Annotated in this window: 12 protein-coding genes and 6 pseudogenes; 9 read left to right on the top strand and 9 right to left on the bottom strand. The window is 69.0% G+C overall.

Going from position 1 to position 19848, the window contains the following annotated elements; translation table 11 throughout:
* Nucleotides 1–157: 157 nt before the first annotated feature.
* Together STRVI_RS27920 and STRVI_RS27915 are read right to left on the bottom strand one after the other, a co-directional pair.
* Nucleotides 158–3299, bottom strand: a pseudogene (locus STRVI_RS27920) (endo-alpha-N-acetylgalactosaminidase family protein).
* Between the two features lie 179 nt (nt 3300–3478).
* Nucleotides 3479–4084: a GNAT family N-acetyltransferase gene (locus STRVI_RS27915; RefSeq protein ID WP_014058982.1), complete on the bottom strand. Its 606-nt coding sequence runs from the start codon at nt 4082–4084 to the stop codon at nt 3479–3481.
* A 90-nt stretch (nt 4085–4174) separates the two neighbouring features.
* Here STRVI_RS27915 and STRVI_RS27910 point away from each other — a divergent pair, with 90 nt between their 5' ends.
* From STRVI_RS27910 to STRVI_RS27890, 5 genes and pseudogenes are all read left to right on the top strand, one after another.
* Nucleotides 4175–4921: a response regulator transcription factor gene (locus STRVI_RS27910; protein ID WP_014058981.1), complete on the top strand. Its 747-nt coding sequence runs from the start codon at nt 4175–4177 to the stop codon at nt 4919–4921.
* Between the two features lie 101 nt (nt 4922–5022).
* Nucleotides 5023–6384, top strand: a complete 1362-nt coding sequence (locus tag STRVI_RS27905; RefSeq protein ID WP_251982749.1) for a sensor histidine kinase — start codon at nt 5023–5025, stop codon at nt 6382–6384.
* Between the two features lie 139 nt (nt 6385–6523).
* Nucleotides 6524–7372 carry an IS5 family transposase gene (locus tag STRVI_RS27900; protein ID WP_014058979.1) on the top strand — a complete coding sequence of 283 codons (849 nt, stop codon included), beginning with the start codon at nt 6524–6526 and terminating at the stop codon, nt 7370–7372.
* A complete protein-coding gene (locus tag STRVI_RS27895; RefSeq protein WP_014058978.1) occupies nt 7369–7767 on the top strand; it encodes a hypothetical protein in 399 nt (132 codons plus the stop codon). Before STRVI_RS27900 ends, STRVI_RS27895 begins: the two co-directional genes overlap by 4 nt.
* Nucleotides 7768–7875: 108 nt before the next feature.
* Nucleotides 7876–8226: pseudogene (locus STRVI_RS27890) on the top strand (transposase); the annotation flags it as partial.
* A gap of 620 nt (nt 8227–8846) precedes the next feature.
* Here STRVI_RS27890 and STRVI_RS54895 read toward each other — a convergent pair.
* Nucleotides 8847–9583 (bottom strand): annotated as a pseudogene (locus tag STRVI_RS54895) (transposase); the annotation flags it as partial.
* A gap of 126 nt (nt 9584–9709) precedes the next feature.
* On the opposite strand from STRVI_RS54895, the pseudogene STRVI_RS48745 reads away from it, so the two are divergent.
* Nucleotides 9710–10805 (top strand): annotated as a pseudogene (locus STRVI_RS48745) (integrase core domain-containing protein).
* Nucleotides 10806–10869: 64 nt separating this feature from the next.
* Here the strand turns inward: STRVI_RS48745 and STRVI_RS56080 are convergent.
* From STRVI_RS56080 to STRVI_RS55665, 4 genes and pseudogenes are all read right to left on the bottom strand, one after another.
* Nucleotides 10870–11103, bottom strand: a pseudogene (locus STRVI_RS56080) (IS3 family transposase); the annotation flags it as partial.
* 50 nt (nt 11104–11153) lie between these two features.
* The gene (locus STRVI_RS27870; protein WP_014058975.1) at nt 11154–11441 is read right to left on the bottom strand and encodes an IS3 family transposase; all 288 of its coding nucleotides are present in this window, start codon (nt 11439–11441) and stop codon (nt 11154–11156) included.
* Nucleotides 11442–11588: 147 nt separating this feature from the next.
* A complete protein-coding gene (locus STRVI_RS27865) occupies nt 11589–13811 on the bottom strand; it encodes an MMPL family transporter (protein WP_014058974.1) in 2223 nt (740 codons plus the stop codon).
* A gap of 159 nt (nt 13812–13970) precedes the next feature.
* Nucleotides 13971–14345, bottom strand: a complete 375-nt coding sequence (locus STRVI_RS55665; RefSeq protein WP_014058973.1) for an SDR family oxidoreductase — start codon at nt 14343–14345, stop codon at nt 13971–13973.
* A 395-nt stretch (nt 14346–14740) separates the two neighbouring features.
* Between STRVI_RS55665 and STRVI_RS27855 the strand changes: the two genes are divergently transcribed.
* Nucleotides 14741–15982 (top strand): sensor histidine kinase, encoded by a 1242-nt coding sequence (locus tag STRVI_RS27855; RefSeq protein WP_014058972.1) that lies wholly within the window; start codon nt 14741–14743, stop codon nt 15980–15982.
* 9 nt (nt 15983–15991) lie between these two features.
* Here STRVI_RS27855 and STRVI_RS27850 read toward each other — a convergent pair whose 3' ends face one another.
* The gene (locus STRVI_RS27850) at nt 15992–16657 is read right to left on the bottom strand and encodes a response regulator (RefSeq protein WP_043236631.1); all 666 of its coding nucleotides are present in this window, start codon (nt 16655–16657) and stop codon (nt 15992–15994) included.
* 324 nt (nt 16658–16981) lie between these two features.
* Here STRVI_RS27850 and STRVI_RS51030 point away from each other — a divergent pair.
* Nucleotides 16982–17161: pseudogene (locus tag STRVI_RS51030) on the top strand (transposase); the annotation flags it as partial.
* Between the two features lie 48 nt (nt 17162–17209).
* Complete coding sequence (locus STRVI_RS27840; protein WP_014058970.1) at nt 17210–18292, top strand: integrase core domain-containing protein; 1083 nt, start codon at nt 17210–17212, stop codon at nt 18290–18292.
* A gap of 246 nt (nt 18293–18538) precedes the next feature.
* Here the strand turns inward: STRVI_RS27840 and STRVI_RS27835 are convergent, their stop codons facing one another.
* Complete coding sequence (locus STRVI_RS27835; RefSeq protein ID WP_014058968.1) at nt 18539–19810, bottom strand: IS256 family transposase; 1272 nt, start codon at nt 19808–19810, stop codon at nt 18539–18541.
* Nucleotides 19811–19848: the final 38 nt, after the last annotated feature.

The following is a 19848-nucleotide window of genomic DNA, read 5'->3' as shown; positions in this document are numbered from 1 at the left end:
CCCTCCGGTCGGCTGCTCCCATCACTCGCCGATCTTTGTCCACGGACTGCCTGGCCGCCAAGGGGAGGGGGGTCCTGGCGGAGGCTTACCAGAGGTGGGGGTGGCGGAGGGAGCCGGGCTGTGGATGTCTTCGTGCTGCCCCGCTCCCTCCGCCGTGTCAGTCCAGTTCCTCCACGGTGAAGGAGTCGAGTGTGAACTCCGCGGTTCCGCTGTCACCGGTCTTGCGCAGCCCCACCCACATCTCGCCGTCCGCGGGCGCGGTGACGGTGTAGCTGTGGGTGGCCCGCCCGGTGGCGGCGGGCAGGGGGGTGCGCTGAAGCTCGCGCGGTTCGGGTTCGTCCACGGCCGTGATCCAGGCGTACTGACCGGCCGCCTCGTTGGCGTACGTCAGGCTCACCCGGTAGCGCCGCCCCGGGCGGAAGCGGGCGGTGTGCGGCACGGTGCGGTAGACGAGGCCCGCGTTCTCGCCGCGTGACTTGAGGGACTGGCCGCCTTCGAGCACATCGTCGATCACCTTGCCGTTCCATCCGGCCTGGGTGAACGGGGCGTGCCGCTGGGCGATATGGGTGCGGGGGTCGGTCACCCCGCCCGCGTCGCCCTTGACGAACGGGCCCCAGCCCTGTGGCACCCGCTCGAAGTCCTCGTACACCAGGGTGCCCGGCTTCGTCGTGCGCCGGGCCCGCACCACTCGCAGCCGGTCGAAGCGGACCCGGGCGCTGCCCTCGGCCACCGCCAGGGTGAGGGTGACCGGCCCGCCGCCGTCGGGGACGGTGAAGGAGGTGAACATCCGCTGGAAACGGGTGCCGTGTTTGCGGTCGGCGGCCAGGTGGTTGACGGCGGTCGAGGTCTCGGTCCAGTTCTCCGCGGTGACGCCGTCGGCGGTGTGCACCCGCAGCGCGGCCCGCCGCCGCTCACCGGCCTTCGCGCCCACTTCCACCTGTACGGAGGCCACATAGCCGCCGGGGGCCAGCCGGTCGAGTCGCTGGCCGACGGTGGCGGCCGCGCCCTCGCCGAAGACCAGCTCGTAGTCGCCGAGCGTGCTGCGTTCGACGGTGGCCGGGCCGGTGGTCTGCCACCCGCGCAGCGATCCGGAGTGGAAACCGGGGTCGTACAGCGGGGTGCCCTCGCCCCAGCCGGGGGCCTCCTGGGCACGGGCCCGGGAGCGCAGCACCACGTACGGGGCGTCGGGGTCGGCGGTGATGCTGACGTGGCCGTCGCGCACCGGCAGGGTGACCGGCTCGGCGCGCCCCTGGTCGGTGAGGCGGTACAGCACCACGGACCGCTGCCCCGACCAGCCGCGCGGCAGCCGCCAACGGCTGGTGCCACCCGCCGGGTTGTAGTGGTAGAGCTTGGCCGGGTCGGTGGCCTCGCGCGGCTCCCAGGGCAGCAGATAGCCGCCGCCGTCGTAGACCAGCCGCTCGTCGGTGGTGATGCGGCGGACGCCCCCGGTGTCGGTGACCGAGGTGTGGCCGGGCCCCTCGAAGGTGATCTCGTGGTCGTCCCAGGTGCGGATGGGGTGCGCCTGGAGGTATTTGGCGGGCAGGCTGTGGGTCCAGATGAGCCGGTAGAAGGCGGTCCAGTCGGTTTTGCCGGTCCAGCCCTCGAAGTTGCCCATCCGGGGGATGCCCAGCAGGGTGGGCCACTTGTCGGCGAAGACGTCCTTCTGGTGGTTGCGGATGAAGCGGAGGAGCCGGGAGTTGATACCGCGCGAGGTGTCCGGGCCGTAGTCGGTCTCGGTGGCCCAGTGCGACCACAGCGAGGAGCGCTCCAGCCCGTGGCCCCATTCGGTGGTCAGGCGCCAGCCCTGGTCGCGCAGGGCCCGCTGGAGCCGGTCGGAGTTCCAGCCGGACTCGCGGAAGACGTCGATGTAGAGCGCGGCGAGGGCCGGGTCGGTGTCGTTCCGCAGATCCTGGAAGCGCCGGATGATCTCGCCGGAGACCAGGTCGCGGCGGGGGTCGATGCGGTAGGACTGGTCCAGCCAGTCCCACTGCTTGTCGTATCTGTCGACCAGTGTCTCGGAGAAGGCGTTGGCCACCGGATAGGACTCGGTGGCGTTGACGTGCACCGCGAAGTCGCTGTTCCAGTGGCGCCCGGAGCGCAGCAGGGTGTTGAGGTCGGCCAGGCCACCGGCGCGGGTGTTGTAGTTGCCCGCGTAGTCGGGGTGGGCGGAGTCATGGCCTTCCGACTGGTAGCCCTTGAGCAGGGTGTACTGCCGCAGTCCGTCGGTGGCCAGCGCGATCCGCTTGACGTTGTCGAGGGGTGTCGAGGAAGGGGTTGGTGGCCTGGCTGGCGAAGTTGAACGGGATGTGCGGGACGACCCGCAGATGCTGTTCGTCGGCGCCGAGCGGGTTGACCATGATGTCGCGGAAGGCGATGGCGGCGTCCTGCCAGTCGACCACGCCGTCGCCGTTGCGGTCCCGGGTGAGGACCACGGTGGCCCAGGGCAGCGGTTCGGTGGCGCCGACGGCCGCGGTGGCGGCCCGGTGGGTCCACTCACCGCAGGTGAGCCGGGCGGTGATCTGGCCGTCCTCCCGTACGGTCTGCCGCCACAGCCGTCCGTTGTCCCAGGTGGTGCCCGCGGCGGAGGAGGGCTTGTCCCAGACCGTGTTGGTCTCGACGGCGGCCCCGAGCCGGTCGGTGCTGACGACGGCGTAGGCGCAGCCGATGGGTGCGCCGTCGGTGGGGGTGTCGGCCGTGGGCCGGACGGCGGTGTCACCGCTTTTGGCCTGGTCGAGGTCGATCCGGGCGGCCAGCAGGGTGGCGCCCGGCTGGTCGGCGCGGACGCTGAGGAACGCCAGCCCCGGGATGCGCAGGGTGCCCACGCGCAGCGCGTCGGTGTCGGCGATCCGGGTGACCCGCCAGTCGACCTGCCATTCGCTGACCCGGATCCGGATGTCGATCTCGGCGTCCGCACCGGAGGCGGATGCGTTGGCGGTGTCCGTGCCGGGGGTGTCCGCCCCCGAGGTGGCCGTGGTCGCGCCGAAGGCGAGGGTGTAGCTGATGTGGTCCGGGCCGCTGGTGACGGCGGTGGTGCGCGGGGTGCGTTCGACGCCGTCGATGAGCACCGAACGGACCGGCTCCCGCTGTCCGTGCAGCACCGCGCCGGTCTCGCGGTCGAAGTACGCGACGATGCGCGGGAACTCCAGGTCCACCCGGACCTCCAGCCGCTTCGACCGCAGCGTGCGCTCGGTGGCGCGGGCGTGTGCGGCGGCACGGCCGGGTGCCGTGTCACGGGCGTGCGCGGTGCCACCGCCCGTGCCGATGGCCGTTCCGATTCCGGCCAGTGTGGCGGTGGCCACGACCGCTCTGCGGCCGGGCCATCCCTCCCTCGGCCGCCCGTCCTCTGCGTAGGTCAACGCGCCGGCTCCTCCCTAGCTGGTGAGAATGGTGCTCCACCTTGGGACGGCGGCGGGGCGGGCGCCCATGGACAAGTGCGCGGGGGTGTTGGACTAACGGGCCGTTGCGCGGGCGCCCGTCGTCACCACAGGCGGTCGATCTCGCCGAGGTACAGCCCGATCCGGGCGGCGAGGAAGCCGGCGCGGTGGCGCCGGGCCGTGGCGGAGAAGAAATGCGCCATCGTGACCTTGTCGAAGGAGGGCTGGTCGCTCGGGAAGGGGGCGTCCGGGGTGCCTCCGACGAGCACCGTGCCGGGCAGCGGCTGCCATCCCGCGCCCGTGTAGAAGTCCCGCAGCGGCCGGTCGCAGGTGAACAGGCCCAGGTCGAGACCGGAGTCGGCCATCGCCCGGTGGGCGGCGGCGACAAGGCGCGCGCCGTGCCCCCGGCCGCGTACCGCCCGCCGGGTGACCACGGTGCTCAGCCCCCCGGCCCGGTAGGACCGGCCCGCGTGGGTGAGGGTCGTGGTGAGGATGTCCAGGGCGGCCAGCACGGTGCCTTCGCCGTGGCCGTGGCCGTGGCCGTCGTCCACGAGCAGCATCGACACCGGGCGCAGCGCGGGGTCATGGGTGGGCCCGGGTTCGCCAGCGGTGCCGGGATCCGTCGGGGGCCACGCGTCCTGCTGCAACTCCCACACCTGGGCGCGGAGCGGGGCCGGTGTCTCGGCTTCGGGGTAGGACAGGATCCGCACCCGCCCATGGTGGCCGATGCCGTTAAGAGTGTTCTAAGAGCGTGTTCTGCCAGGGTGGGGACTGACCTGTGCCCATCCGAAAGGCCCGTGATGTCCGCTGCCGCGTCCTCCCCGTCCGGCCGGGGAAAGCCCACCGACCCCCGGACGGCGGCCGTGCTGGTGGTGGACGACGATCCGGAGGTCCGCGCCGCCCTGGTGGACGGGCTGGCCGTGGAGGGGTACGAGGTGCGGGTGGCCGGGGACGGGCTGGCGGCTCTCAGCGCGGTCGCCGCCGGACCGCCGGACGCCATCGTGCTGGACCTGGCCATGCCGGTGATGGACGGGCTGGCGGTGTGCCGCCGGCTGCGCGGCCTCGGCGACCGTACGCCCGTCCTGGTGCTCACCGCCCGGGACGAGATCAGCGAGCGGGTGGCGGGGCTGGACGCGGGGGCCGACGACTACCTGGTCAAGCCGTTCGCGCTGGACGAGCTGCTGGCCCGGCTGCGCGCGCTGCTGCGGCGTGCCGCGCCCGTCGAGGCGCTCGACGAGAACGTGTCCGGTGTGCTCTCCTTCGCCGATCTGACCGTCGATCCGGAGAGCCGCACCGGAATGCGCGGCGGACGGCGGATGGAGTTCACCCGCACCGAGTTCGCGCTGCTGGAGGTGTTCCTGCGCCATCCCGGTCAGGTGCTGCCGCGGGAGCTGATCCAGGAGCTGGTGTGGGGCACCGAGTTCGCCTCGGACTCCAACTCGCTGGCGGTGTACATCGGGTATCTGCGCCGCAAACTGGAGGCGGAAGGCGCTCCGCGGCTGGTCCATACGGTGCACGGCATCGGTTACGAACTGGGCGAGCGATGAGCGCCGCCCGTCGGTCTGGAGAAGGCCCAGCGGGCGACCGTCGATCCGGAGAGCGCCGAGCCGGGAGCCGCCTGGCGGGCCGTCTGCCGCTGCGCACCCGGATGGCGCTGATCACCTCGGCCGCGGTGGCGCTGGTCACGGTCGGGGTGTGCGTCGCCGCGTACGTGGTCATCCGCTACGAACTGGTGCGTCAGCTCGACCTCCAGCTCACCCAGCAGGCCACCCTGCTCGCCCAGGAGCGGCGTGACGAGGGCACCGGGACGCTGTACGGCGAATGCCGCTGGCTGGCCGCCCCGGCCTGCGCGCAGGTCGTCACCCCCCGGACGGGCACACCGGGGCACCCGGCGGGCAAGGACCTGCTGATCCCGGTCACCGACGCCACCCGCCAGGTGGCCGCGGGCACCCGCGGCGCGTACTACAGCGTGGTCACCGTGCGCGGACACCGGATGCGCACGCTGACCACCCCGCTGCGGGGCCCTCGCGCGCTCCAGCTCGCCGTGCGTTCCGACACCGTCGAGCAGGGCGAACGCCAGGCCGCGCGGCTGCTCGCCGCCATCGGCGCTGCGGGGGCGCTGCTCGCCGCCGGGCTCGGCTATATCGCCTCCCGTCGCGCGTTGGCGCCGGTCACCCGGCTCACCGCCACCGCCGAACGGATCGCCGCCACCCGCGATCCGGCCCATCGCATCGAGCTGCCGCCGGAGGAGGGGCGGCGCGGGGACGAGATCTCCCGGCTGGCCGGGAGCTTCAACACCATGCTCGGCGAACTGGAGGAGTCGGTGGCCGCCCAGCGCCGTCTGGTGGCCGACGCCTCCCATGAGCTGCGCACCCCGCTGACCGCGCTACGCACCAACGCCGAGTTGCTGGCCCGTGCCGACCGGCTGTCCCCCGCCCAGCGGGACCGGGCCGCGTCGGCGCTCGGCGGCCAGTTGCGCGAGGTGACCGGCCTGGTCAACGACCTGATCGAGCTGGCGCGGGACGAGGAGCCGCTGCCGCTGGTGGAGCCGGTGCGACTGGATCTGCTGGCCGCGCGCTGTGTCGAGGAGGCCCGCTCGCACTGGGCGCACACCGCCTTCACCGCGGAACTGGCCGAGGTCACGGTGGACGGGGTGCCCGCGCGGCTGGCCCGGCTGCTGACCAATCTGCTGGACAACGCCGCGAAGTTCAGCCCGCCCGGCGCCGAGGTGGAGGTCCGGCTCACCTCTGGGGAACCCGCCATCGACCTCACCGTCCGTGACCACGGGCCCGGTATCGCCGCCGAGGACCTGCCGTACGTCTTCGACCGCTTCTACCGCTCCCGGCAGGCACGCGCGCTACCCGGTTCCGGGCTGGGGCTGGCCATGGCCCGGCAGATCGCCCGGGCGCACGGCTCCGCGCTCAGCGCGGAGGCGGCCGACGGTGGAGGTGCGCTCTTCCGGCTGCGCATCCCGCGCCACCGGTCCGGCGCTCCGGGTCCGGAGGCGTAAGCCCTCCGATGCCCCGGTCCTCCGGGCCCACTTCTTAGTGGTCGGTTTGTGAGTTTTTGAGTGGATCTGTTGTCGCCTGATGGTGTGGCGGCAGGCGGATTCTGCCGATCCGCGGTTGCTGATCTGGTGATGTGACTGGGTGAGTGAACGCAAGCCGTACCCGAGTGACTTATCGGACGAGCAGTGGGCTCTGATTGAGCCGGTGATCACCGCATGGAAGGACCGGCACCGCTCGGTCAGCGGTCATCAGGGCGCCTATGACATGCGGGAGATCGTGAACGCGATCCTCTACCAGGGGCGGACCGGTTGCCAGTGGGCCTATCTCCCGCACGACCTGCCGCAGAAGAGCGCGACCTACTACTACTTCGCCGCCTGGCGGGACGACGGAACCGACCAGGTCATCCATGAACTCCTGCGCTGCCAGGTCCGTGAACGCGCCCGACGATTAGAGGACCCGACCCTGGTGGTCCTGGACACCCAGAGTGTCCATGTGGCCGCCGGGGTCCCCGCCGCCACGAGTGGCCACGATCCGGCCAAGCGGGTGCCCGGCCGCAAACGCGGACTGGCCGTGGACGTCCTCGGCCTGGTCATCGCAGTCGTCGTCCTGGCCGCGAACACCCACGACAACGCCGCGGGCGTCCTCCTGCTGGACCAGGTCGCCGAGCACGCCGGCCGAACCGTCCGCAAAGCCCTGGTCGACCAGGGCTTCAAGAACCAGGTCGTCATGCACGGCGCCAGCCTGGGAATTGACGTCGAGATCGTCGCACGCAACCCACAGGACAAGGGGTTCGTGCCGCAGCCGAAGCGGTGGAGGGTCGAGCAGACCTACGGGATCCTGATACTGCACCGGCACCTGGTCCGCGACTACGAGCACCGCCCCTCCTCCTCCGCCTCCCGCGTCTACTGGGCGATGACCCACGTCATGACCCGACGCCTCACCGGGGCGAACGCCCCCACCTGGCGCGCGGCGCAGGCGGTGGCAGCGTGAACATCCGGCCTCTGCTCGACGCCCTGGACCTCCAGGAAGACGCCGCCCGGGCCCTGGCCGACGACCTCCGCGCACAGATCGAGAACCTGCAGACCCGGTTGCGGGAGGCCGAGATGCACCTGGAGCACCTCACGATCACCCGCAAGACCGTCACCGGCCTCGCCGACCGGCTCCCCGCCGTCGCGCCGGACCTGCCCGATCACTCGGACTACCCCCGCATCCTCGCCGCCTTCAACCACGCGACCGGGCCACTACGGGCCAAGGACGTCTGTGAAGCCCTCGGCCACGAACTGCTGTCGAAGAACGTCGAAGGCACCCGCGCCAAGCTGAAACGCCTGGTCAAACTCGGGATCCTCACCGAGGCCGAAACCGGCAACTTCGCCAGGAAGCAATAGCCGACAGAACCTCCACCAGCGTCCTTGCTCCCACCTCAGCCAGAAACGGACATCACCTCACGGACCGCCCACTTAGAGGTCATCTCATTTGGAGTGTTGGATAGGCTCGTGGTGTGGGGATCGTTGAGCGGGCTGGTGCCGGACGAGTTGTGGCAGTTGTTCCAGCGGGTGGTGTCGAAGGCGCCGAGTCGTCCGCAGGGTGGCGGCCGGCGCCGTCACGGTGACCGGGAAGTGCTGGCCGCGATCGTGTTCGTGGCCACGTCGGGCTGCACGTGGCAGCAGCTACCGTCTGCGTCGTTCGGTCCGTCGGGAGCGACCGCCCACCGGCGATTCACCGAGTGGTCGAAGGCGCGGGTATGGGCGAAGCTGCACCGCCTGGTACTCGACGAACTCGGCTCCCGCGGCGAGCTGGACTGGTCGCGCTGCGCGATCGACTCGGTGAACATGCGGGCCCTGAAAACAATGCCGCGTAGTTAAGCCCCGTGCGGGTTCGTCAATGACGTTGGCGCTGGTGGTTGGGGCCGGTCGTGGTGGATCCATGAGGCTGCGAGCGTGTAAGTGCCGTGATCCGGTTTATGGAGGAGACCCTCGCGGGCCCACCGGCTCAACTGGGCGCAAAGGCTATGGAAGTTGGGATATTGAAGGGCGTTGGCGATCTCGCGCACGCGCCAGGTCCGGTGGGGGTCAGTGCGCAAGAGTTGGAGCGTGCGGTCTTTGGTGCCGGTTCTGGCCAGCGCGGCGCTGGGGACCTGCGGAGCCGGGCCCCCGTCTCCGGGTGCGCTGTGGGTGTCGTGGGGGCGGTGGATGTTGATGGCCAGGTGCGTGATGGTCTTGCTGTTCAACGGCCGACTTTCGGTTGGACTGAGTGGGTATCGAGACATCGGGCACTTCACCCTGCGGGCGCTCATGCGTGGGCGGCGCCTGGGGAGCAATGCGGTCAGGACGGCCCGCGCGAGGACGCCGGCGGTGTCGGCAGTCTCGTCAGCGGGGAGCACGCCGACGGCAGTGATCACCTGATCGCGGGCGGCTTGGAGGGCAACAGTGAAGCTTGCGCGGTCCGGGTCCGTGCCCGGGGCAGATTCCGTGGCGTCCACCATGGCCCTGCGCAGGCAGTAGCGGCGCAGCGCGATGTCGAAGGCGGGCAGCGGGCGGCCGAGCTCGGCGAGTGAGAGCCGCAGGGTGAGGACGATCTGCTCGAAGTCGGTGCCGGCCGAGCGGGCGAGGTCGATCCGCACCGGCACCATCCGCTCGCCCGACCAGGTGGGCCGGCCCCATTGGGCGGGACGGTGCCCGGCGTCGGTGAGGGCGGCCCCTGGTAGAGCGTGAGGAGTGCCCAGACCTCCTGTTCGAGTCCGGATGGGTCGCAAGAACGCAGTACTCGGCCGGTCAGAAGGGTGTGGCGTAGCGCGTAGAAGGCCGATTCGACTTCCCAGCGCTCGTGATACAGACGCGCGATGGCCTCAGCCGGGTCGGTGCGGTGGTCGAGCAGGGTGGTGGCCAGCCAGTAGTGGTCACCGATGCGCTGTCCGTCGTTGGTCGTGACGGTGATGCGGGCTTCGATGATGCGGAGCTTGAGTCCGCCGAATCGGGTGAGGAAGGACCCGTCAGGCAAGGTGGCCAGCACGGCTGGACGGCGGCGGGGGTTGAGACGGACCAGCAGTTGGGCGCCGGTGTGGGATACAGAGGCGAGGAACGCGTCGGCATCGAAGCCGCGGTCGGCCAGCAACAGCATCTTGGGCGTCAGCAGCGGCATCAGCCGCGTGGCGTAAGCCATCTCGCCTGTAACAGCAGGGCCGAACACCGCGCCGAGCAGTGCGCTTGCCGAAAATATCATCCGCGCTGGTGGGAGGCGGTGTGCGCGGTGTACGGGGGGTCGACTGGCGTAGTCGCCCGGGCGGGCGCTCTCGCCAGGCTGGCGCTCGCGGCGGCAAGATGATCGACCGTGCTGCTGCGACTGGTCTACTTGGGCGTGACGAATGCGTTCGCCATGCTGCGCCTGCTCCCGATGGGCGATCGAGACAAGGCTGTCGAGATACTCGCCTTGCGCCATCAGATCGTGGTGCTGGAGCGCCAACTCGGTAAGGAGCGGGTGCGGTTCACTCCGAGCGATCGGGCCTTTCTGGCGGCGCTGCTGCACCGGCTTCCCACGGACGTGCTCCGCGGGGTGCGGCTGCTGGTGCGTCCGGACACGGTGCTGCGCTGGCATCGCGACCTTCTCGCACGCCGCCATGCTGCCGCCTCGCGGCCCAGGCGCTCGGGACGGCCTCGGACCGTGCACTCTGTGCGGGCTCTGGTGCTGCGCCTGGCGCGGGAGAATCCTGGCTGAGGGTATCGGCGCCTGCACGGTGAACTGCTCGTCCTGGGCGTGAAGGTGGCCGCTTCCACCGTCTGGGAGATCTTGCAGGAGGCTGGCGTCGATCCGGCACCCGAGCGGTCCTCCAGCACGTGGGCGGACTTTCTGCGCTCCCAGGCCGATGCCCTGCTGGCCTGTGACTTCTTCGAAACGGTCACCCTGTCCGGGGCTCGGATGTACGTGCTTGCCGTCATCGAGCATGCCAGCCGACGGATCCGGGTGCTGGGTGCCACCGCGCACCCCACTTCAGCGTGGGTGGCGCAGGCTGCGAAGAACCTCGCCATGGATCTTGAGGACGTGGGCTGCCGGGCGCGTTACATGATCAGGGACCGGGACGGGAAGTTCCCCGACCTGTTCGATGCCGTCCTGGCGGATGCGGGGATCGAGGTCGTGCTCAGCGGCGTTCGGATGCCGAGAATGAACTCGATCATGGAACTGGGTGCAGACCTGCAGATGGGAACTCCTGGACCGCACCTTGATCTGGAACCACCGGCACCTGCTCCACGCCCTACGAGAGTTCGAGCAGTTCTACAACGGACACCGACCACACCAGGGCATCGCCAACGCCCGCCCACTGCACCCATTACCTGCGCCGATCGACGACCCGGACATATTAGCCCGCCTCGACATACGACGACGTGATCGCCTCGGCGGCCTCCTCCACGAATACCAGCGTGCCGCATGACCTGCACGGATGAAGTTATCGGCAAGCACAGGGTCAGCGATGCCCGGCCAGTGCGCCGGTGCACCCCTTGCAGGCCGGCCTCGCGCATCAGACGGGCCACGCGTCTGCGACCGACCGGCAGGCCGTCGATCTCGCGCAGGTCGGCGCGGATACGCGGGGCACCATAGGTGCCGTGGGACCGCTCATGATGGGCCTTGATCTTCTCGGTCAGTACCGCGTCCTCGGCCTGACGGCGGGAGGGGCCGCGTCTCTTCCACGCGTAGTAGCCCTGCCGCGACACACCCAGCAGCCGGGCCATGAGGGAGACGTCGTGGTGTGCCGTGTTCTCGTCGATCAGCCGGTGGCACGTCACCGGCCGGTCTCCCGGACGAAGAAAACCGTGGCCTTGCGGCGGATCTCCTTCTCCTCCCGCAGCTGCTTGACCTCACGACGCAGCTGGGCGAGTTCCTCCTTCTCGTCGCTGGTCAGGCCGGGGCGCTCTCCGGCGTCCACCCGGTCCTGGCCGGCCCAGGCACGGATGGTCTGCGCGGACGGCTCGAACTCCTTGGCCAGCTCCTCCGGCGTGCGGCCGGCCCTGACCAGCTCCACGATCTGGCGACGAAACTCCGGCGGGTAGGCCGGGCGTGTTCTCGGCACGATGGACTCCTCCTTGCGGGGACCAGTGTCCCCAAACGGATGGTTGTCCACCAAACCGGCGCAACTTCACTCCTGACCTGCGACAGCGCACGAGACGTGGACCGGGGTGCCGCACACGAGGTCGTGCGCGGCACCCCGGTCGGCAGATCAGTGCTGGCTGGTGTACTGCGGGGTTGGGTCCTTGTCCTGGAGGTCTTCGTCCGGTGTTCGGCGGGCGAGCTTTTCGCCTTCGATATCGACGTTGGGCAGGATGCGGTCGATCCAGGCGGGCAGGGTCCAGGCGCGTTCGCCGAGGAGGGCGAGGGCGGCGGGCACGATCGTCATGCGGACGACGAAAGCGTCGAATGCCACGGCGATCGCGAGGCCGAAGCCCAGTGCCTTGATCATGGTTTCGTCGCCACCGACGAAGCCGGCGAAGACGGAGATCATGATGAGGGCGGCAGCCGTGACGACCTTGGCGCTGTGTTTGAAGCCAGTTTCGATCGCGGTGCGGGCGTCGGCGCCGCGGACGTATGCCTCGCGCATGCGTGTCACAAGGAACACCTGGTAGTCCATGGCGAGGCCGAACACGATGCCCACGAGCAGGATCGGCATGAGGCTCATGATCGGGCCGGCCTGTTCGAGGCCGACCAGGTCCTTGAGCCAGCCCCACTGGAAGACCGCGACGAGTGCGCCGAGGGAGGCGAGGACCGACAGGAGGAAGCCGAGTGCGGCCTTGACCGGGACCAGGATGGAGCGGAAGACCAGGATCAGGACGAGGAAAGCCAGTCCCACCACGAGGGCCAGGTAGGGCATGATGGCCGCGCTGAACTTGTCGGAGATGTCGATGTTGAGCGCGGTGGTGCCGGTCACCATGGATCGGGCGCCGGTGGCCGATCCGGTATCGGCAGCAAGCGACCGGATGTCGCCGACGAGTTCCTTGGTGGCGTCGCCGCTCGGCCCGCTCTTGGGGATGACGGTGATGATGGCGGTGTCGCTAGCCTGGTTGAAGGCAGCGGGTGACACGGACGCCACGTCCGGGAGGTCGGCGATGGCTTTGGCCATGTCGGCGGCGGCGGTGCGGGCGGTCTTGGGTGTTTGATCGTCGACGGTCACGGTCAGCGGACCGTTGAATCCGGGGCCGAAGGAGTCGGACAGGGTATCGTACGCCTTGCGCTGCGTGGAGGAGGCGGGTTTGGAACCGTCGTCGGGCAGCCCGAGCTTGAGCTGTGTGGCGGGCACGGCGATGACGCCGAGAGCTACGACTGCGAGCACGAGGACCTTCACCGGCTTGCGCAGTACGTAGGTGATCCATCGCTTGCCGATGGTCGCCTTGGCTGTCTCGGCGTCTGTCGGCGTGTGGGTGGCCTTCTTCCGTGCCTTGCCCAGGACCCGCTCGCTGGCGAATCCCAGCAGTGCGGGCACCAGGGTGACTGCCACGAGCACGGCGACGACGACTGCTCCGGCTGCTGCCAGACCCATGGCGGTGAGCATGGGCAGGTTGACGACGGCCAGGCCGGCGAGGGCGATGACGACAGTCATCCCCGCGAAGACGACAGCTGAGCCGGCGGTGCCGTTGGCTCGTGCTGCGGCCTCTTTCGCGTCATGTCCCTCCGCCCGTTCCGAGCGGTAGCGGGAGACGATGAAGAGCGCGTAGTCGATCCCGACGGCGATGCCAAGCATGGATGCGAGCGCGGACGTGTTGCTGTTGAGATCGAAGGTCGAGCTCAGTGCGGTGATTGCTGCGATGCTCATGCCAACACCGACCACTGCGGTGATCAGTGGAAGGCCCGCGGCGATCAGGGACCCGAAAGTCATGGCCATGATGACGGCGGCGAGAGCGAATCCGATGAGTTCCGCGGAGTGGCTCCCTTCCGGGGGAGCCAGCGCGTCACCGGATGCTTCGACCGTCAGCCCCTGGTCACGGCCCGCGTCCAGCGCGTCGTCGATCCTGGTGTGGTCGGCATCGGTCAGGTCGGCGCCCGCAACGGTGTAGGTGACCTGTGCGTAGGCGGTGGTGCCGTCCGCACTGAGCGTCTTGGTTGCGAAGGGGTCGCTGACCTGGCCGACGTGTGAGGAGGAGTCCTTGAGGTCCTTCAAGGTCGACTGGACCGCGGTGAGGTTGCCAGGGCTGCTGATCTTCTGGCCTTCGGGGGCCCGCAGCACGACACGAGCGCTGGCGCCTTCGGCGTTGGCGGCCGGGAACTTCTCACCGAGGAGGTCGAAAGCGCGCTGGGACTCGGTGCCGGGCAGGGTGAGGCTCGGACTTACCGAGCCCGAGCTGCTGGCTGCGCCGGCGCCGAGGGCGCCGAGGACGACGGCCCACAGGAGAACGACTAGCCAGCGTCGCCGGAAGGCGAATTGGCCGATCCTGTGCAGGAAGGTTGCCATGAGGGTGTGACTCCTCCGTAATGAAGGTGCTTGGTTGAAGGGCGTGCGCGGCTGGACCCTTGCGCGAAAAGAGGCAAAAAAAGGACCCGATGAGGCGAGGCGCGCACTCGCGGAAGGGCCGTCCTGGCCCTCTGTGCTGGCCTAGTGCGGGCTGGGTGACTACTGCGCGTCCTTTGCCCAGGGATCTGTCGTCACCGTGGTGACGCCGCCGTCGACAAGGAGATCGGTGCCTGTGATGAACTGGGCGGCAGGGCTGAGTAAGAAGTCCACCGCGGCGGCAATATCTTCCGGCGTGCCCAGGCGCGGCACGGGGGAGATTTGGCTGGCGGCCCGTATGGCGGCGCCTGACGCGCCGTTGAGTTCGGCCTGGCCCAGGGGAGTGGAGATGAGGTCCGCCTCCAAGCGCTCGGCGGTCGCTTGCAGGATGTACCCGTCGTGGTCGGCGAGCAGCAGGTGCCGCCCGGTTCCGATGCGGCGGGCCACAGCCTGCCCCATGCCGCCGGCGCCTATCACCACGACCACGTCGTCACTCATAGCTCAGCACTTCCGTTCCTGGATCCAAAGTGAGGGGTGCCGCGGCGCCCCGCCGAGTGTGAGCAGCGGGGGCCGCGACGCGTACCGGCCTCCGTCCCCACGGGACGCGGTACGCCGTCCGGCTCCGCCGCTACGTGTGACGGACCCGGACGCTCAGCGGCGCCTTGCGGCCTACCTGATCGGCCCGGCTGCAGCAGCGCCGCTGGCTGTGTGCGCCGTCAGCGCTGACGGCTCGGATACCGGCGGGCAGCCTCGGGGAAGGACCGGCCATCGGTGATTCCATGGTGGTCTGCGAATATGCTGTGCCGTGTCGGCCGTAGGTACCCTTTCGGCACGGGCCTGTCGGCTATTCGGCCGACACGGCAATCCGTATCTGTCCACCTACGCTGGCAAGCGTGGACTTGCACCTTCCGTTTACGCCCGCAGTCAAACGCCTCATTACTGGCTTCGGGCTGCTCGCGCTTGCCCTGACGTGGCTGGCGGACATCGCCCTGCTGACCATGGCACCCGACCCGTGGCACCCCGCCACGAACTGGCTTCCTGTCCTGGTAACCGGCCCGGTCACGATGCTTGCTGTCAGCGACACGCGCTTCTCGCCCCGGTTGTTGCCGCGCGTCTGGGCGATGGTGACTATGTCACTGGTCCTGAGCGGAATCTGTTTCGCGTTGCCCCAAACCGGATCCTCCTGGGGTGCGCTGGAATCTGCCGGATTGATCGTCCTGCTCCTCCGCACCACCGCACAGACCTCGCGCCCCGCGACTGCAGCCGCATCAGCTGCCACCCTGAGCCTCGCCGTCCTGGCACTGCCTGCCCGCACCGGCTCGTGGTCCAACATCGTGGCCGGCGACTACATCCTGACGGTAGTACTCGCCATCATCATCACACTCGGCTGTGCTATCCGCGCCCTGGAAGTCCGCCGCCAGCGGGCCATCACCTACGTCCGCCAGGCTGAACGTCTCGCGCTCGCCCGAGACCTGCACGACCTGATCGCCCATCACATGACGGGAATCATCGTCCAGGCCCATGCAGCGACAGCTATTTACCCCACCGCACCCGACAGGGTTGAACCGATCCTGCGAAACATCGCCCAGGCCGGCACTGAGACACTGGAGTCCATGCGCCGCCTGGTCCGCGTGCTGAGGGAGGACAATCACACCGCGCTACGCCCGGGAGATCTACTGACCGAACTCGCCGAGCTGGCCGCGAGCTACTCGGCGCCTGCGGCCGTGGGCGCCGTGCCCGCCACCGCGCGCCTGGAAGCCACCGTCGCCGCACGCACCGCCCACGTCAGCCCCGAAGTGGAAATCTCCGTCTACCGCGTGGCCCAGGAAGCACTCACCAATGTGCGCCGTCACGCTCCCGGCGCCCAAGCCGACGTTCGCCTCGACGCCGACAGCACCTGGCTACAGATCAGCATCACCAACACCAGAGGAACTAACCGCGCCCCTGTGCCGGCCGGCGGCCAGGGCGGCTTTGGCCTCATCGGACTGCGCGAACGGGTCGAAGCACTCGACGGAGCCTTCCACGCCGGTCCCTTGCCCAACAGTGGGTGGGAAGTGCGAGCCACCTTCCTGCTTCACGCACCAGGCTCTCCTCAGGGTGCCACTGCGCTCGCCAGCCCCCCACCTGTGGCCTGACCAGGAAACTCATCTACCCGGCCGCACCGCCCCGTGCTCCCACGCCCACGCCGCGATCTCCACCCGGTTACGGGCCGCGATCTTGGACTGGACCCGCCCCAGGTATGTCTTAACCGTCGACAACGACAGAAACAGCTCGTCGCAGATCTCCTGGTTGGTGCGGCCTACCGCGATCAACCGCACAATGTCCAGCTCCCGCGCGCTCAGCCCGACCGCTTCCAGACCAGCGGAAACCGCGCCGAGCTCGGCCTGCTCCAGGCGCTTCAGCAGCCGCACCGTCACCGCAGGCGACACCAGAGCACCCCCCCGGGCGGCCGCATGCACCGCCTCCACCAGCAGGGCCGGCGTGGCGTCCTTCAACAAGAACCCGCACGCGCCGTTGCGTAGCGCGGTGCGCACGTAGTTGTCTTGATCGAAGGTCGTAATCACCACGACGTTCAATGGCTCAGCCACCCCCGGGCCAGCCAGCTGCCGGGTCACCTCCAACCCGTCCAGCCGCGGCATACGGATATCGACCAACACCACCTGGGGGCGCAAGCGGCTCGCCAGCTCCACGCACTCGACCCCGTCTGCCGCTTCGCCGACCACCTCAATGCCCGACTGCGCATCCAAGATCATACGGAAACCGGCACGCACCAGTTCCTGGTCGTCGGCAACCACTACCTCAATATTCATTCCAGGCACGCGCCCGTTCCTATCACGGCCACCGCAGCACACAGGGTGCTCCCTGGGTCAGAGGGTGATCAGGTGCCGAGGCGACTGGAGCGCCAGCGGCGTGCGGTGCGGCGGGCGAGCCCGCCGACGACGGGCACTCCGCAGTCGTTCGCGTCGTCAAGCCCGTAACCGCCGCCAGCGCCGCCGCCGGGCTTCACCTGAACCGGCGATACCACCACACCTGTTGCAAATGCAAGCGTTAACGAAACTGGCGCTGAGCTGCATGAAACCCTCCAGCTTGCCTCGCGCCACAGCCGCTCCCCCCCCAGAGAAGAGCTGGTGTGCGGGATCCTGTACGTGCTGCACACCGGTATCCAATGGAAATACCTGCCCAAGGAGTTGGGCTTCGGCTCGGGCATGACCTGCTGGCGGCGACTGCGGGACTGGAACGAGGCGGGCGTGTGGCAGCAACTGCATGAGGTGCTGCTGGCCGAGCGGAATGCGGCTGTGCCGCTCGAAAAGTCATCGCCGCAGGTGAGCGGGGTGTGGTCGGGCCGCTGGGATCATACGTAGGTGATCGTGTCTTTGCTGTACAAGGTAACCCGGAAGCTGCTGACGGTTCCATCGGTGCTCCTCCGGCGTGGGACGGCGAAGGACGCGGAACTGTTGGTGCTGCGGCACGAGAACGCGGTCCTGCGCCGCCAGTTGACCGGACCGGTCCGCTATGAGCGTGCTGACCGGTTCTGGTTCGCAGCCCTGTCCGCACTGATACCCCGACGCCACTGGCTCAAGGTCTTCCCTGTCACGCCCGGCACCCTGCTCGCCTGGCATCGTCGGTTCATCGCCGCGAAGTGGGACTACACCGCGCGCCGACGCACCGGACGCCCACCCACCCCGGCAGCGATCAAGACATTCGTTGTGCGGTTGGCCCGGGAGAATCCGCAGTGGGGGCACAGGCGGATCCAAGGTGAACTGAGCCGACTCGGGTATCGGATCGCAGCTTCGACGGTCTGGGAGATCCTCAACGCGGCCGGCATCGACCCCGCGCCGCGTCGCTCAGGTCCCACCTGGCGCGAGTTCCTGACCGCGCAAGCCGAGGGCATCATCGCGGCAGACTTCTTCCACATCGACACCGCCCTCGGCAGGCGGTTGTACGCATTGGCGTTCCTCGAGCACGGCACCCGGCGGCTGCACATCACCGGGGTCACCGCCCGCCCAACACGGGACTGGGCAGTGCAGCAAGCCAGGAACCTCACATCCGACCTGGGCGTACGCATCGAGAACCTGCGCTTCTTGCTGCGCGACCGCGACGGCAAGTACGGCGAGGCGTTCGACGCCATCTTCCAGTCCGAGGAGATGGAGATCCTCGAAAGTGCGCCACAAGCTCCCCGCACGAACGCGCACTGTGAACGCATCATCGGCAGCATCCGACGCGAAGCCCTCGACCACGTCCTGATCATGAATGAGGCCCACGCGCGCCACGTCCTCGCCGCCTACGAGCGGCACTACAACGAGCACCGACCTCATCAGGCCCGCTGCCAGCTCCCACCCGACGCTCATGAACAACCCGCCGCGGCGTATGACCTCCACATCCATAAAGTCCTGCGCACCCGGATCCTCGGCGGCCTCATCAACGAATACAGACATGCGGCATGACGTGCAGCGATGACTTTTCGAGCGGCACAGGCTTGCTTCTACGAGTAAGCCATCACCGTCGCAGAAATCGTCCAGATAAGAACCTGCTGGGCCGCTACTCCTTCCAGCTCCCCGACCTGCCCGGTGGCCTGCGGCCCCTGCGCTCCACGGACGCGACCGACGACGAATGACCGGGCGCCGAGGCGGTCCGCGGATGGCGGAAATCGTGGCGGGGCGTGTACGGAACTTTGTGTAAGTCCTCGATTTTCACTTGGGGTTGAGCCGGTCCTCGAAGAAGAGTGAGAACTGGTTCAGTGCCTTCTTCCAGTGTGCCGCGACGTGGTTGACATCGCGCGCTCTGGGGGTGACCTGCTCACGGATGGCGAGGTAGAGCACCTTCAACGCGGCCTGCTCGGAGGGGAAGTGTCCGCGGTTGCGGGTGGCTTTCCGCAGCCGCGCGTTGATCGACTCGATCAGGTTCGTCGAGTAGACGACCTTCCTTATCTCCGGCGGGAAGGCGAGGTAGGGGGTGAATTCGCTCCACGCGGCCTGCCAGGTTCGCACGATCGCGGGATAGCGCTGGCCCAGCTCGCCTGCGGTGAAGTCGGCGAGGGCCTGCTCGGCGGCCTGCTCGGTCGGGGCGGTGTAGATGGCCTTCAACTCCGTGACCAGCTTTGCGTGGTGCTGTTTGGAGGCGAATCTCAGCGAGGCACGGATCAAGTGGATCACGCATGTCTGAACGGTGGCTTTGGGCCAGGTCGCAGTGACCGCGTCGGGCAGGCCCTTCAGCCCGTCGCAGGCGACGATGCACACGTCCTCGACCCCGCGGTTACGGAGCTCGGACAGCACGGTCATCCAGGTCGTGGCGCCTTCGCCCTCGTCGCCGGCCCACAGGCCGAGCACGTCCTTGCAGCCGTCCATGTCCACCCCGACGGCCAGGTAGACCGGCCGGGAGGCCACGGATCCGGAGCGGATCTTCACCCACAGCGCGTCGATGTAGATGATCGGCCAGACCGCGTCCAGCGGTCTGTTCCGCCATGCGTCGAGCTCATCGGTGACAGCGTCGGTGACCTTGCTGATCAAGTCCGGTGAGACCTCGACGCCGTACATGCCGGCCAGGTGCGAGCGGATGTCGCGCACCGACATGCCGCGTGCGTACAGCGACAGGACCTGCTCGTTGAAGCCCGCGAGCCGCCTGGCGTGCTTGGGCACCAACTGCGGTTCGAACGACCCGTCACGGTCCCTCGGAACGGCCAGTGTGACCGCCCCCGCATCGGTCAGCACCGTCTTGCGCGATGTGCCGTTGCGGCTGTTGCCCGAGCCGTGGCCCGCGGGATCGTGTTTCTCGTATCCGAGGTGGTCGGTCATCTCCGCGTCCAGGGCCCGCTCCAGCACGGCCCGGGTCACCTCGGTCAGCAGCCCGCCTGCACCCAGCAGGGCAGCACCCGAGGCGTCGGCGCGGTCCATCAACCGCTCGACGACCTCATCCACGAGCTCGTCCTCGACCGGTCCGACGGCCAGGATCTCGTTGTCGTTCATGTCCGTCCGTCCCGGCTGGTCAAAGGCCCAGGTCAGAG

Source organism: Streptomyces violaceusniger Tu 4113, assembly GCF_000147815.2.
Classification (GTDB): Bacteria; Actinomycetota; Actinomycetes; order Streptomycetales; family Streptomycetaceae; genus Streptomyces; species Streptomyces violaceusniger_A.
This window is presented reverse-complemented; position numbering and strand designations above follow the sequence as displayed.